The following is a 13474-nucleotide window of genomic DNA, read 5'->3' as shown; positions in this document are numbered from 1 at the left end:
TTGCTGGTAAGTCAAACAACTCGGCTCTCGAGCCGAGGGTAAACCTGGGGCGTGCCCGCGAACTCAGGCCAGGGCCACCACGCTGTTCAGCAGGGTCTTGACCAGCAGGGCCTGGCGCGTCGCGCCGGTCTTGGCGAAGACCCCGCGCAGATGCGCGCGGACGGTGTTCTTGCTGGTGCCCAGGGCAGTGGCGGCCTCGTCCAGGGTCAGCCCGTCCATCATCAGCAGCGCCACCTCGGTTTCCGTCGCGGTGAGCTGGAACAGCTTGCGCAGGGTGGCGCGCGAGGCCTGCGGCGAGCCCAGCGGGTCGCGGATAAACACCGCCACCGCCGGCCGCCTGCTGCGGTCATCGGCGCAATAGTTCAGCGGGATCGGCCGCAACAGCAGGCTCAGCGGCGCCTCGCCGCCCGGCCGCGACAAGGCGATCACCTCGCAGCTGGCGCTGGCCGCCGTGAGGTGCTGGGCGAGGGTGGTCTGAATCGCCTTCTGCAGGGCCCGGTTTTCGACCGAACAGTAGGCCTGCAGGCGGTTGTGGCGGCTGTGGATGCCATCCTGCTTGGCCAGCAGGTCAGCCGCCGCCGCGTTGCTTTTCATCAGCTGGCCGCTTTCGTCGAGGAGCAGGGTGCCGACCAGCAGGCGGTCGATGGCGCCGGCGTAGAGCCCGCGCTCCGACTCCAGCACGTCGAGGGTCGAGTGCAGGTCGACCGCGCGCTTGAGGTGGGGCAGGAGGATGCCGATCAGTGCCTTGTCGGCCGCGTCGTAGTCGCGCCCGGCATGCTCGCGGGAGACGAACAACGCACACTCCACGCCGGCCTCGGTGCGCATGTTGCTGGTCAGGATATAGCGCAGGTCCAGGGGTTTCAGGTACTGCAGATAGAACGCGTGGGCGCACCAGGCGTCGTCGCCGAACACCTCGTCGGCGGTGGCGATGCGGTCGGTCGGCCAGTCGAGAAAGGGGCAGACCGCATAGTAGTGCTCGCTGTAGGAGGGTTCCCCCGGCAGCAGCGGGCCATAGGCCGAGGCGTTGACTATCAGGCCCGGGCGCTCGCTGGCCGGGGTGCGCAACACCAGGGTGACGAAGCTGGCCTGCAACTGCTGGCGGATGGCCTCGAGCAGGCTCGACCAGGGCGTCGGCTCCAGCGGCCCTTGATAGACCTGGCCGAGCAGTGTGCTCAGTTGGCTGGGGGGCAACGCGGCGACGTCGAACAGTTCCGGCGCTGTGGTGATCGGCATGGGTGTAGCCTCCGCGTGCAGCACCTGCGCTGAGTTCGGGGTGCCAGTGGCTCTGAGCATCGACAAGCGCGTGGCGGACGGCATCGTCCGTTTGGCCTAGCTGGCGTTGGTCGATACTGGGTTGTCGGTGGGCCGTACCACCGCCCCTCTGCCGGCAGGAGAGGGGCGGCGCCGGGCGAGCGGGTTTCAGCGTCCGGGGATATGCGCCAGCAGATAGGCGACTATGGCTTCGGCCGCCTGCTGCGGTGAATCGGCGCGGGTGTCGATGCGGATTTCCGGGTGCTCCGGCGCCTCGTAGGGTGAGTCGATGCCGGTGAAGTGCTTCAGCTCGCCGCGCCGCGCCTTCTGGTACAGGCCCTTGGGGTCGCGCTGCTCGGCGAGTTCGAGCGGCGTGTCGACGAAGATCTCGACGAACTCGCCCTCGGCGACCAGGGCGCGGGCCATGGCCCGCTCGGCGCGGAACGGCGAGATAAAGGACACCAGGGTGATCAGCCCGGCGTCCAGCATCAACCGCGCCACCTCGGCTACCCGGCGGATGTTCTCGACCCGGTCGGCCTCGGTGAAGCCCAGGTCCTTGTTCAGGCCGTGGCGCAGGTTGTCGCCGTCCAGCAGGTAGGTGTGCCGGCCCAGGGCGTGCAACTTCTTCTCCACCAGGTTGGCGATGGTCGACTTGCCCGCCCCCGACAGGCCGGTGAACCAGAGGATCAGCGGCTGCTGGCGCTTGAGTTCGGCGTGGGCCTGGCGGTTGACGTCGATCGCCTGCCAATGCACGTTCTGCGCCCGGCGCAGGGCGAAGTGCAGCATGCCGGCGGCAATGGTGTTGTTGCTCAGGCGGTCGATCAGGATGAAACCGCCGGTATCGCGATTCTCCGTGTAGGGGTCGAAGGCGATGGCCTGATCCAGGTGCAGGTTGCACAGGCCGATCTCGTTGAGTTCGAGGGTGCGCGCGGCCAGGTGCTCCAGGTTATTGACGTTGACCTTGTGCTTGAGCTCGGTGCAGGTCACGCCCAGGGTGCGGGTGCCGATTTTCAGCAGGTAGGGGCGCCCGGGCAGCAGCGCTTCCTCGTCCATCCACACCAGGGTCGCCTCGAACTGGTCGGCGCTGGCCGGCGGGGCGTCGGTCAGGGCGAGCAGGTCGCCGCGACTGATGTCGATCTCGTCTTCCAGGCACAGGGTCACCGCTTGTCCGCAGATGGCGATGTCGCGCTCGCCAGCCGGGGTGAGGATGCTGGCGACGCGACTCTCCTTGCCCGAGGGCAGCACGCGGATGCGTTCGCCACGGCGGATGCTGCCGGCGACTATGCTGCCGGCGTAACCGCGGAAGTTCAGGTTCGGCCGGTTGACCCACTGCACCGGCAGGCGGAACGGCTGCGCGCCCTGCGCCTCGTCCTGCAGCGGCACGTTCTCCAGGTGCTCCAGCAGCGTCGGCCCCTGGTACCAGGGGGTCTGGGTGCTGGCCTCGATCAGGTTGTCGCCGCGCAGGGCCGACAGCGGAATGCACTGGATGGTGTGCAGGCCGATCTGCGCGGCGAAGGCGCGGTACTCGGCTTCGATGCGCTGGAACACCGCCTGGGAGTAGCCGACCATGTCCAGCTTGTTGATGGCCAGCACCACCTGGCGGATGCCCAGCAGCGACACCAGGTAGCTGTGTCGGCGGGTCTGGGTCAGCAGGCCCTTGCGGGCGTCGACCAGGATCACCGCGACGTCGGCGCTGGATGCGCCGGTCACCATGTTGCGGGTGTACTGCTCGTGCCCCGGGGTGTCGGCGACGATGAACTTGCGCTTGTCGGTGGCGAAGTAGCGATAGGCCACGTCGATGGTGATGCCCTGTTCGCGCTCGGCGCTGAGGCCATCGACCAGCAGGGCGAAATCCAGATCGCCGCCCTGGGTGCCCTGGCGCTTGGAGTCGGCTTCGAGTTGGCCGAGCTGGTCCTCGAACAGCATCTTCGATTCATACAGCAACCGGCCGATCAGGGTGCTCTTGCCGTCGTCGACGCTGCCGCAGGTGATGAAGCGCAGCATGCCCTTGGTCTGCTGGACCTGCAGGTAGTGCTGGATATCCTCGGCGATAAGATCGCAAGCCTGTGCCATCAGAAGTACCCCTCTTGTTTTTTCTTTTCCATGGAGCCGGCCGAGTCGCTGTCGATCAGCCGCCCTTGGCGTTCCGAGGTCGTGGTCAACAACATTTCCTGGATGATCGCGGGCAGGGTGTCGGCCTCGCTCTCGATCGCGCCGGTCAGCGGATAGCAGCCCAGGGTGCGAAAGCGCACCTTCTTCAGTTGTGGCCGCTCGCCCGCGCGCAACGGCAGGCGTTCGTCGTCGACCATGATCAGGGTGCCGTCGCGCTCGACCACCGGGCGCGGCTTGGCGAAGTACAGCGGCACTATGGGAATCTGTTCGAGATAGATGTATTGCCAGATGTCCAGCTCGGTCCAGTTGGAGATCGGGAACACCCGCAGGCTTTCGCCCTTGCGTTTGCGGGTGTTGTACAGGCGCCAGAGCTCCGGGCGCTGCATTTTCGGGTCCCAGCGGTGCTGCTCGGAGCGGATCGAGAAGATGCGTTCCTTGGCCCGCGACTTCTCCTCGTCGCGGCGGGCGCCGCCGAAGGCCGCGTCGAAACCGTGCTGGTCGAGGGCCTGCTTGAGGCCCTGGGTCTTCCAGATATCGGTGTGCAGGGCCGAGCCGTGGGTGAAGGGGTTGATGTGGTTCTCGATCCCTTCGGGGTTCACGTGCACCCGCAGCTCCAGGCCCAGGCGCTCGGCGGTCTGGTCGCGGAAGGCGATCATCTCGCGGAATTTCCAGGTGGTGTCCACGTGCAGCAGGGGAAAGGGCAGGCGCCCCGGCGCAAAGGCCTTCAGCGCCAGATGCAGCATGACCGCGCTGTCCTTGCCGATCGAATAGAGCATTACCGGGTTTTCGCACTCGGCGACCACCTCGCGCATGATGTGGATGCTCTCCGCCTCCAGCCGTTCTAAATGGGTCAACATCGTGGTTCTCCTCAAGTTGTGCCGGGCCTGCTGTGAACGTCGGGCGGGCCGCGCGCCTCGCAGACAGGCTATGCGGCGCGGCGCGGCGCACTCTTCGTCTGACCAGACTAAAAAATCCGCGGCGAGGATCGGCGTTGGGGATTGCGGCGAGGGCCGAGGTAAAGGACAAGGCGCGGCGTTGCGCCGCGTCCATGCCCGGCGCGCCTGGGCGCACGCCGGGAGGCCAGAAGGGGCTTGGCTTAGGCCGGCGCGGCGGCGAGTGCCTCGCGCTGCAGGGCCTCCGCCCGGCTCTTGAGCGCCAGGGCGACGGCATCGAAGCCCTGCTTGACCCAGGCGCCGTGATTCTTCATGACGATTGGCGCGGTCGGCCCGAGGAACAGGTCGGTGGTGTAGTAGCGGCAGCTCGCCGGCCCTGTGCTCTCGATGTGCTGCTCGCGACGCGCGGCATCGGGGTTGTCGGCCGTGGCGTGCATCTCCCAGGCCAGCAGGCGGGGCGGCGCGAAGTCGGCCAGTTGCTCGACCACCAGCAACAGTTCACCCGGGCGGCTCGGGTCGGGCAGGTAGAGGTGCACCGGCTCGCCGAGGCGCAGGCTGGATTCCACCTTGACGGTGTAGGGGTTCCACTGCGGGTAGCGCTCCAGATCGGTCAGCACCGCCCAGACCCGTTCGGCGGGGGCGGCGATGTCGACACTCAGCGAGCGGACCAGATTCTCTTCATCAGGCATGGGGGACTCCTTGGCAGGGTGGGCAACGCACGCACCGTGCGGCGTCGTCCTCCGCGATCCTCCCAACGCAGCGGCGAAGATTCCTCGTCCGGGTGGACTAGGTTCCCGCTCGCCGCGTCCCTTTCGCGAGCAAGCTCGCTCCTACAGCAAAGACCGAGCCGGAGCAAAGACCGAGCCGGATGTCCGGCTCCTTAGTCCGGTCAGACGAAGAATCCAGCGTATTGGCCTCCCTAAGGTGGCTGCAGTGGCGGGGCTGCCCGCCGGACCCGAGGAGTTGAACATGGCAAGCGATGACCGAATCGAACAACAGGTGCGCAGCGGTGAGAGCTGGGCGGCCTTTTGCGACCAGCTCAAGCGCAGCGGCGAGCAGATCCTGCGCGCCGAGGCGCCGGCCGACGCGCAGACCCGCGCCGAGGGCTTTCGCTACCTCAGCCGGCTGCTGCGCATCGCCCTGGATATGCACCTGGAGTTCGCCGACGCGGACTTCCCCGGTTTCTTCTCGCCGTCCCACGAGACCGCCAAGATCGGCGCCGACAACCCGGACAACCGCTACCAGTACGCGCGTCTCAACGGCCGGCACGACTACCGCGTCAGCGGCCAGCGCGGCAGCGTCAGCTACCTCAGCTTCGGCGCCCAGAAGGGCGGCTACGAGAGTGACGGCAAGATGACCCAGACCGGCTTTATCGACGCCGGCCAGCTGCAACTGGACGCCGACGGCCGCTTCGAGCTGATCCTCAGCCAGCAACCGCCCGCAACGGGCAACTGGCTGCGCCTGGAACCCGAGAGCAACGCCCTGGTGGTGCGCCAGACCTTCCTCGACCGCGCCAGCGAGCAGCCGGCGCAGTTGCACATCGAACGCCTGGACAGCGGCCAGAAACCGCAGCCGCTGAGCGCCGAGCGTCTGCACCTGGGGCTGCAACGCGCCGCCAGTTTCGTCGAGAACACCGCGGCCTTGTTCGCCGACTGGGCCCAGGGCTACCAGGCGCTACCCAATCAGCTGCCGCCGGCCGACCAGGCGCTGTGCCAGGCGGTGGGCGGCGATCCGAACATCTTCTATTACCACGGCTACTGGGCGCTGGCCGAGGACGAGGCGCTGCTGATCGAGGTCGAGCGGGTGCCCGATTGCGACTTCTGGAACCTGCAGATCAACAACTACTGGATGGAGTCGCTGGACTACCGCCATCACCGCATCTGCCTGAACAAGCATTCGGCGCACCTGGGCAGCGACGGCGGGCTGCGCCTGGTGCTGAGCCACCGCGACCCCGGCCTGGCGAACTGGCTGGAGACCGCCGGGCATGCCGACGGCACCCTGTGCATGCGCTGGGTCGGCGCCGAGCGGCCGGTCCACCCCACCACCCGAGTGGTCAAGCTCGACCACCTCAAGGAGCTGCAATGAGCACGTCCATGATGCCGGGCGATGCGTTCGCCCCAGATAGCCTGCTGGCCGAGGCCAGTGTCCGTGCCGGCGGGCTGGACGACTTCGGCCCCGGCGATTTCCGTGAGGCCCTAGGTGTGCTGGCAGAGGCACTGCGCGACGAGGCGCAGTTATCGGAACAGGGCAGGCTGTTGCTGCGCGAGAAACTGGTGGCGCAACTGGCCAACCGCCTGGTGATCGAAGACCACTGCAAGCGCCATCCAGAAATTCTCCAGCAGCCCATCGACGATCCCTTGGTGATAGTCGGCCTGCCGCGCACCGGCACCACCCTGCTGCAACGGGTGCTGGCGGTGGACCCGCAGTTCAGCAAGGCGCTGTGGTGGGAAACCCGCTACCCGGCGCCCTTGCCCGGGGAAACCCTGGAGCAGCCGAAGCTACGCATCGAGCGGGCGCGCGCCGAGGTCGCCGCGATGATCGACTTCGTGCCGCAGATACTGGCCATCCACCCGCTGGATGCCGAGCAGCCGGACGAGGAGTTCATGCTCATGGAGCACGCCTTCCTCTGCGCCATGGATTCCTACGTCAACGTGCCGGCTTATACCGCCTGGCTCGATCGCCAGGACCAGACCCAGGTCTACGCCTACCTGAAGAAGATGCTGCGGTTCCTGCAATGGCAGCAGGCCCGCCGCGGCATCCCGGCGGGGCGCCGCTGGCTGCTGAAGAGCCCGCAGCACCTGCACACCCTGGAGCTGCTGCTCAAGGTCTTCCCGCGCGCCCAGGTGATCCTCACCCACCGCGATCCGGGCAAGACCATTGCGTCCCTGGCCAGCTTCATCCACTGCCTGTGGCAGCTCTACAGCGACCAGGCCGACCCGGCCCAGGTCGGCGAGCAGTGGAACCGCCGCATGGCGCGCGCCCTGCGCCACAGCATGGCGGTGCGTGACGGCATGCCGGGCGAGGCTTTCCTCGATGTGCACTTCGCCGACACGGTCAGCGACCCGCTTGGCGTGGTCGAGCGTATCTACCGCTTCGCCGGACTCGAGTTGAGCCCCGCGGTGCGCGCCGCCATGGCCGCCTGGCTGCAGGACAACGGCCGCGAAAAGCGCGCGGCGCACCACTATGACCCGGCCGCCTTCGGCCTCGACGAGGCGCGCCTGCAGCACGACTACGGCGCTTACCGCGCCCGCCACCTGGCCTGAACAGACGGGATTAGCTGTAGGAGCCAACTGGCTGGCGATCTGGCGCTTCCAGTGCCAGGAGAAGCATCGCCAGCAAGCTGGCTCCTACAAAGAACGGATCGATAACCACAAGAGGAATTGCACATGCTGCTCAAAGACAAAGTCGTGATGATCTCCGGCATCGGCCCGGGCATGGGCATCAAACTGGCCCTGGAGGCCGCCCGCGAGGGCGCCCGCGGCGTGGCCATCTGCGCGCGCAACGAAGCGCGGCTGCGCGAGGCGGAGCAACGCATCCAGGCCCTCGGCAGCGATTGTCAGGTGCTCTGGATGCCCACCGATGTCAGCGACGCCAAGGCCTGCGAAGCCTTTGCCGAAGCCACGCTGGCGCGTTTCGGACGTATCGATGCGCTGGTCAACAGCGCCTATGCCCATGGCGGCTTCGAACCACTGGAAAGCTGCCCCGACCAGCAGTTGCAGGAGGCGCTGAACGTCAACCTGTTCGGCTCCCTGCACCTGACTCGCGCCGTGCTGCCGCAGATGAAGGCCCAGCGCGCCGGCGCCATTGTCATGATCAACACCCTGGGCGTGCACCAGCCCTACGCCGGCGGCGCTGGCTACGCGATTTCCAAGGGCAGCCTGGCGGTGGCGGTGCGTTACCTGGCGGCGGAGCTGGCCGAGCATGGCCTGCGGGTCAACGGCCTGGCCTGCGGCTGGATGTGGGGCGAGCCGGTGCAGGCCCATGTGCGCCAGACGGCCGCCGCGCGCGGGGTCAGCGAGGAGCAGGTACGTGCCGAGTTCAGTGCCGGGATTCCCGGCGGACGCATGCCGGGTGACGAGGAATGCGCCCGCGCGGCCTTGTTCCTGGCCTCCGACTACGCCAGCGCGATCAACGGTGCGCAACTGGACGCCAATGGCGGCGGGTTGATGCGCTGAGGAGGCAGCCAGATGAGCGACTACTTCGTGTTCAACGGCGACGCCGACGGGCTCTGCGCGCTGCAGCAGCTACATCTGGCCGAGGCGCCCCGGGCGACCCTGGTCACCGGGGTCAAGCGTGACATCGCGCTGCTGCGGCGGGTCCAGGCCGGCCGCGGCGAGCGGGTCACGGTGCTGGATCTGTCCCACGCGCAGAACCATGACGACGTCCAGCGGCTGCTGCGGGACGGCGCCAGCCTGCGCTATTTCGATCACCACTTCGCCGGCGAGCTGCCGCAGCATGCGCGCTTCGAGTCGTACATCGACAGCGCCGCCGAGGTCTGCACCAGCGCCCTGGTCAACCGCTACCTGGACGGCCGCCACCCGCGCTGGGCGGTGGTCGGCGCCTTTGGCGATGCCATGCCGCGCCTGGCCCAGGCGCTGGCTCAGGGTCAGGGTCAGCGGCTGACGGCCGGCGAGCTGGCCCGGCTCGAACAACTGGGGCGCTACCTGAACTACAACGCTTACGGCGAGAGCCTCGCCGACCTGCATTTCGACCCGGCGGCGCTGGCCGAGGCGCTGGCGCCCTTTGCCGACCCCCTCGACTTTATCCGTGCCAGCCCGGTGTTCGCTGCGTTGCGTGAGGGCTACGCCGCCGACATGCGCAAGGCCGCAACCCTGGTGGCCGAGCGTGAGGTGGCGGGTGCTCGGCTATTCCGCCTGCCGGACGCGGCCTGGGCGCGGCGGGTCAGTGGCGTGCTGGCCAACGAGCTGCTGCGTCAGCGCCCGGAGCAGGCCCTGGCGCTGCTTTCGCCGCTGTCCAGCGGCGGTTTCAGCGTCAGCCTGCGGGTGCCGGCCAGCCACGACCTCGGCGCCGACGACTTCTGCCGGCGCTTCGCCACGGGCGGTGGGCGCAAGCGGGCGGCGGGCATCAACCTGCTGCCCGAGGTCGGGCTGGAGCCTTTCGCCAGCGCGTTCGAGGCGGCGTTCGCCAGGGCCTGAGAGCGCCGCCTGGCGTGCTTCAGGCCAGGGCCGTTGCGGCCTGGGGCAAGTCCTGGCGCAGCAGGGCTTCCAGTTGCTCGGCCGGTTGCGGCAGGGCGTAGAGGAAGCCCTGCAGCAGGTCGACATCCAGGCGGCGCAAGGCCTGCGCCTGCTCCTCCGTCTCCACCCCCTCGGCCACCACCACCATCTTCAGGGCGTGAGCCAGGTCGGTGACTGAGCGGACAATCGCCTGGTCGACCGGGTCCTGGGCCAGGTTGACCACGAAGGAGCGATCCACCTTCAGGGTGTCGACGGGGAAGTGCTTGAGGTAGGCCAGCGACGAATAGCCGGTGCCGAAGTCGTCGATGGAGATGCGTGCGCCCAGGTCGCGCAGGGCCTGCAGGGTCACGGCGGCGGCCTCGGGGTCGCGCATCACCGCGGTTTCGGTTACCTCGAAACCGAACTCGATGCGCGCCGGGTCGAAGGCGGTGGTGTTGAAGATGCGCTGCACCGTCGCGATCAGATCGGACTGGATCAGCTGCCGAGCGGACAGGTTGATCGCCACGCTCAGCGGGAAACCGGCATTGCGCAGCAGGCTCCAGCTATGGGCCAGGCGGCAGGTCTGCTCGATGACCCAAGTGCCTATGGGCACGATCAGCCCGCACTCCTCGGCGACGGGGAGGAACTCGGCCGGGGCCAGCAGCCCCCGCTCCGGGTGTTGCCAGCGCAGCAGCGCCTCCACGGCGGCCACCTGGCCGCTGGCCGCCGCCACTATGGGCTGGAAGTGCAGGCGGAACTCGCCGCGTTCCAGGGCTCGGTGCAGGTCGTTTTCGATGCGCAGCCGGCTCGCGACCTGCATCTGCATCTGCTCGTCGAACAGCTGGTAATGGGCACGCCCGCTGCTCTTGGCTTCATACATGGCGATATCGGCCGAGCCGAGCAGCTTCTCCGCCTCCACGCCCGGGGTCGCCATGGCGATGCCGATGCTGGCGGCGACGAAGATGCTGTCGTCCTTGAGCTGGATGGCTGGGGCCAGTTCGTCCTGCAGGCGCTGGGCGATGACCGCCGCGTCGCGGTAGTTGGCGACGTCCGGGCAGACCAGCACGAACTCGTCGCCGGCCAGGCGTGCCACCGTGTCGACCGGCCGCATCACCCGTTGCAGGCGTTGCGCCACGCTGATCAGCACCTGGTCGCCGGCGTCATGGCCGAAGCTGTCGTTGATCCGCTTGAAATGGTCCAGGTCGATAAACAGCACCGCCAGACCAGGCTGGGCGTCGTCGCGCCGGGCCAGGCAGTGGCGCAGGCGGTCCATCACCAGCACCCGGTTGGCCAGCCCGGTCAGCGGGTCGTGCAGGGCGCGGTGCTCCAGTTCCTGTTCGGCCTGCTTGCGGGCGCTGATGTCGTGGGCGAAGGCGAAGAAGCTCCAGCCCTGGGCTTCCTGCAGGGACCAGAGGGTGATCTCGATGGGGAACTCGCGGCCGTCGCGGTGCAGGGCCGGCAGCTCCAGGCGCTGGCCGAGGACCTTGGACTGGCCCTGGGCGAGGAAGCGCTGCATGCCGCGCTGGTGCGCCTCGCGGTATTGCAGCGGCACTATGGTGTCGGCGACCGTGCGTCCCAGCACCTCGGCCTGGGACCAGCCGAACTGGTTGACCGCGGCCTTGTTCCAGGCGCTGATGCGGCCCTCGGCATCCATGGCGATAAAGGCGTCGCCGGCGCTGTCGAGGATCTGCCGGCTGCGCTCCTCGCTGGTGTGCAACGCGCTCTGCGCGGCCTGGCGCTCGAACACGCGGCCGAGCAGGACGCCGATCTGGCCCATCACTTCGAGCAGTTCGGGACGCAGCTGTTGGGGCCGGGTGGCGAAGAACTCGAGCACCGCGGTGATGTTCTCGCCGGCGTGTACCGGGAAGGCGAAGGCCGCGGCCAGGCCCGTGCTGGCGGCCACGTCGCGGCGCAGGAAGTCGGCTTGGTGCCGCGCATCGGTCAGCGCCAGCGGCTGTCCGCTGGCCAGCACCCGGCCGGGCAAACCCACGCCAGGGGCGAAGCACAGCGCCTCACTGGCGCGACGGAAGTCGGCGAAGGCGTCCGTCGGCAGATCCTCCTGCAGGTGCCACAGCCCGCTGGAGACCAGGTTGCCGTCCGCGCGGCTGCGCAGCGCATGGCCCAGGGACCAGCCGGTGACCCGGCAAATGCTGCGCAGGGCCGCGAGCAGTGCGGTTTCAACGCCCAGCGCCTCATTGGTCGCTACTGCGACTTCTTTCAGCAGGTGGATATAGGTTGTGGCAAGTTCTTCGGAATGATCCGGCATGGCGGCACCTGGCGGTTAATGGCGCGCATTTTAGCTTACTCGTCGGGCATGCTGGGTTGCGTCTGTCGTCGCCGACCGACACCCCAGCGGTGCCGATTGCGCCTGCTCGCCAGCCCGCCAGCCAGGCCGGTGCGGGCACACCTAGGCTTCGCGCGCCGCCCACTCGCGCAGGACATTCTTGGTCACCTTGCCGGCGGCGTTCAGCGGCAGGGCCTCGACCACCTGCACCCGGCGCGGCACCTTGTAGTTGGCCATCCGCTCGCGGCACCAGGCGAGCACGGCCGACGTCTCGATGCGGCGACCGGGGGCGGGCAGCAGGAAGGCCATGGCCACCTCGCCGAGGCGCTCGTCGGCGATGCCGATCACCGCGACTTGGGCCAGGCCCGGGTACTGCAGCAGGCCCTGCTCGATCTCCGCCGGGTAGACGTTGAAGCCGCCGGTGATGAACATGTCCTTGAGCCGGTCGGTGATGCGCAGGTAGCCCTGGGCATCGAGCACGCCGATATCGCCGGTGTGCAGCCAGCCGTCGGCGTCTATGGCATCCAAGCTGGCCTGGGGGTCGTTGAAGTAGCCGCGCATCAGGTTGTAGCCGCGTACCAGCAGCTCGCCGGCCTGGCCCGGCGGTAGCGGCTGGCCCTGGGCATCCACGCAGCGCAGTTCGACCCCGGGCATGGCTCGCCCGCTGCTGTTGGCGACCAGCTCCGCCGGGTCGCCGGGGCGGCAGATGCTGGCGAAGCCGCAGGCCTCGGTCAGACCGTAGGCGGTGACTATGGTCGCGAAGCCCAGTTCGTCGCGCATGCGCTGGATCATCTGCACCGGGATCGCCGCGGCGCCGGTCACCGCCACGCGCAGCGAGGACAGGTCGTAGTCGCCGCGCCGTGGGTGGGCCAGCAGCGATTGATAGAGGGTCGGCGGCCCCGGCAGCACGTTGATCCGCTCGCGCGTCACGCAGGCCAGCAGCTGCTCGACATCGAACACCTGCTGCGGATAGATGCAGCAGCCGCGCATCAGCGCCGCCAGCCAACCGGCCTTGTAGCCGAAGGAGTGGAAGAACGGGTTGACGATCAGGTAGCGCTCGCCTTGGCGCAGGCCGACCACCTCGCTCCAGTCGCGCACCACCCGCAGGTTCTGGCCGTGCTCGGTCATCACCCCCTTGGGCCGGCCTGTGGTGCCGGAGGTGAACAGCAGATCGGACAGCGACTGCGCCGTGACCGCCACCTGACGGCGCGCCAGCACGGCAGCGGGGATATTGCGGCCGAGGGCGAGAAACTCGGCCCAGCCCAGGCAATCCGCAGCGCCGCCACGCAGGCCGACGATCTGGCGCAGTTGCGGCAAGTGCTCACCAGCCAGTTGGCGCGGGTAGTCGAGGCCGAGGAACTCGCCGATGGCGAACAACAGGCTGGTGCCGCTTTCGCGCAGAACGTAGGCCGCCTCGCTGCCTTTCATCCGCGTATTCAGTGGCACCAGTACTGCGCCGACGCTGTGCAGGGCACTGGCGGCGACTATCCATTCCCAGATATTCGGCGCCCAGATCGCCACCCGCTCACCGGCCTGGATCTCCAGCGCCAGCAAGGCGCAGGCAGCTTGCTGGCGCAACTGGTCGAGCTCGCGGTAGCCGATATGTCGGCCGCCGTCGATGACGGCCGGGCTGTCGCCAAAGGATTGGGCGGCGTTGGCCAGCAGTTGCGGAATGGTGGTGGATTCGACGGGCGACATGGTACCTCCTCGGGCAGAGGATCAAGGCAAAGGGGAAGCGGGCCGGGCAGAGCGTCCGGCCC

10 protein-coding genes are annotated in these 13474 nt (G+C 68.2%); 4 read left to right on the top strand and 6 right to left on the bottom strand.

The window, feature by feature from the left end:
• Window positions 1-63: 63 nt before the first annotated feature.
• From FBY03_RS08010 to FBY03_RS07995, 4 genes are all read right to left on the bottom strand, one after another.
• Window positions 64-1233 (bottom strand): helix-turn-helix transcriptional regulator, encoded by a 1170-nt coding sequence (locus FBY03_RS08010; RefSeq protein WP_147171668.1) that lies wholly within the window; start codon window positions 1231-1233, stop codon window positions 64-66.
• 186 nt (window positions 1234-1419) lie between these two features.
• Window positions 1420-3324 (bottom strand): sulfate adenylyltransferase subunit CysN, encoded by a 1905-nt coding sequence (cysN, locus tag FBY03_RS08005; RefSeq protein ID WP_147171667.1) that lies wholly within the window; start codon window positions 3322-3324, stop codon window positions 1420-1422.
• The gene (gene cysD, locus FBY03_RS08000) at window positions 3324-4283 is read right to left on the bottom strand and encodes a sulfate adenylyltransferase subunit CysD (RefSeq protein WP_256677893.1); all 960 of its coding nucleotides are present in this window, start codon (window positions 4281-4283) and stop codon (window positions 3324-3326) included. Before cysD ends, cysN begins: the two co-directional genes overlap by 1 nt.
• Before the next feature lie 176 nt (window positions 4284-4459).
• A complete protein-coding gene (locus FBY03_RS07995; protein WP_147171665.1) occupies window positions 4460-4945 on the bottom strand; it encodes an SRPBCC domain-containing protein in 486 nt (161 codons plus the stop codon).
• 280 nt (window positions 4946-5225) lie between these two features.
• Here FBY03_RS07995 and FBY03_RS07990 point away from each other — a divergent pair, with 280 nt between their 5' ends.
• The 4 genes from FBY03_RS07990 to FBY03_RS07975 all read left to right on the top strand — a co-directional run bounded on the left by FBY03_RS07990 (window position 5226) and on the right by FBY03_RS07975 (window position 9412).
• Entirely contained in the window at window positions 5226-6341 is a 1116-nt protein-coding gene (locus FBY03_RS07990) for a DUF1214 domain-containing protein (RefSeq protein ID WP_147171664.1), read from the top strand.
• Complete coding sequence (locus FBY03_RS07985; RefSeq protein ID WP_256677891.1) at window positions 6338-7519, top strand: sulfotransferase; 1182 nt, start codon at window positions 6338-6340, stop codon at window positions 7517-7519. Before FBY03_RS07990 ends, FBY03_RS07985 begins: the two co-directional genes overlap by 4 nt.
• A 123-nt stretch (window positions 7520-7642) precedes the next feature.
• Entirely contained in the window at window positions 7643-8431 is a 789-nt protein-coding gene (locus tag FBY03_RS07980; RefSeq protein WP_147171663.1) for an SDR family oxidoreductase, read from the top strand.
• Window positions 8432-8443: 12 nt separating this feature from the next.
• A complete protein-coding gene (locus FBY03_RS07975; protein ID WP_147171662.1) occupies window positions 8444-9412 on the top strand; it encodes an acetyltransferase in 969 nt (322 codons plus the stop codon).
• A gap of 19 nt (window positions 9413-9431) precedes the next feature.
• Here FBY03_RS07975 and FBY03_RS07970 read toward each other — a convergent pair whose 3' ends face one another.
• Together FBY03_RS07970 and FBY03_RS07965 are read right to left on the bottom strand one after the other, a co-directional pair.
• Window positions 9432-11696 carry a bifunctional diguanylate cyclase/phosphodiesterase gene (locus FBY03_RS07970; RefSeq protein WP_147171661.1) on the bottom strand — a complete coding sequence of 755 codons (2265 nt, stop codon included), beginning with the start codon at window positions 11694-11696 and terminating at the stop codon, window positions 9432-9434.
• 141 nt (window positions 11697-11837) lie between these two features.
• A complete protein-coding gene (locus FBY03_RS07965; protein ID WP_147171660.1) occupies window positions 11838-13412 on the bottom strand; it encodes a FadD3 family acyl-CoA ligase in 1575 nt (524 codons plus the stop codon).
• Window positions 13413-13474: the final 62 nt, after the last annotated feature.

This window comes from Pseudomonas sp. SJZ079 (assembly GCF_007993865.1).
In the GTDB taxonomy this organism is placed as follows: domain Bacteria; phylum Pseudomonadota; class Gammaproteobacteria; order Pseudomonadales; family Pseudomonadaceae; genus Aquipseudomonas.
Note: the sequence above shows the minus strand (reverse complement) of the source record. Positions and strands in the feature narration are given on the sequence as shown.

What these genes read in the sequence shown, in the direction of transcription:
- FBY03_RS07990 (WP_147171664.1), top strand. Translation starts at nt 5,226, where the DNA reads ATGGCAAGCGATGACCGAATCGAACAACAGGTGCGCAGCGGTGAGAGC.
- FBY03_RS07995 (WP_147171665.1), bottom strand. Translation starts at nt 4,945, where the DNA reads ATGCCTGATGAAGAGAATCTGGTCCGCTCGCTGAGTGTCGACATCGCC.
- cysN (WP_147171667.1), bottom strand. Translation starts at nt 3,324, where the DNA reads ATGGCACAGGCTTGCGATCTTATCGCCGAGGATATCCAGCACTACCTG.
- FBY03_RS07985 (WP_256677891.1), top strand. Translation starts at nt 6,338, where the DNA reads ATGAGCACGTCCATGATGCCGGGCGATGCGTTCGCCCCAGATAGCCTG.
- FBY03_RS07970 (WP_147171661.1), bottom strand. Translation starts at nt 11,696, where the DNA reads ATGCCGGATCATTCCGAAGAACTTGCCACAACCTATATCCACCTGCTG.
- FBY03_RS07980 (WP_147171663.1), top strand. Translation starts at nt 7,643, where the DNA reads ATGCTGCTCAAAGACAAAGTCGTGATGATCTCCGGCATCGGCCCGGGC.
- FBY03_RS07975 (WP_147171662.1), top strand. Translation starts at nt 8,444, where the DNA reads ATGAGCGACTACTTCGTGTTCAACGGCGACGCCGACGGGCTCTGCGCG.
- FBY03_RS08010 (WP_147171668.1), bottom strand. Translation starts at nt 1,233, where the DNA reads ATGCCGATCACCACAGCGCCGGAACTGTTCGACGTCGCCGCGTTGCCC.
- FBY03_RS07965 (WP_147171660.1), bottom strand. Translation starts at nt 13,412, where the DNA reads ATGTCGCCCGTCGAATCCACCACCATTCCGCAACTGCTGGCCAACGCC.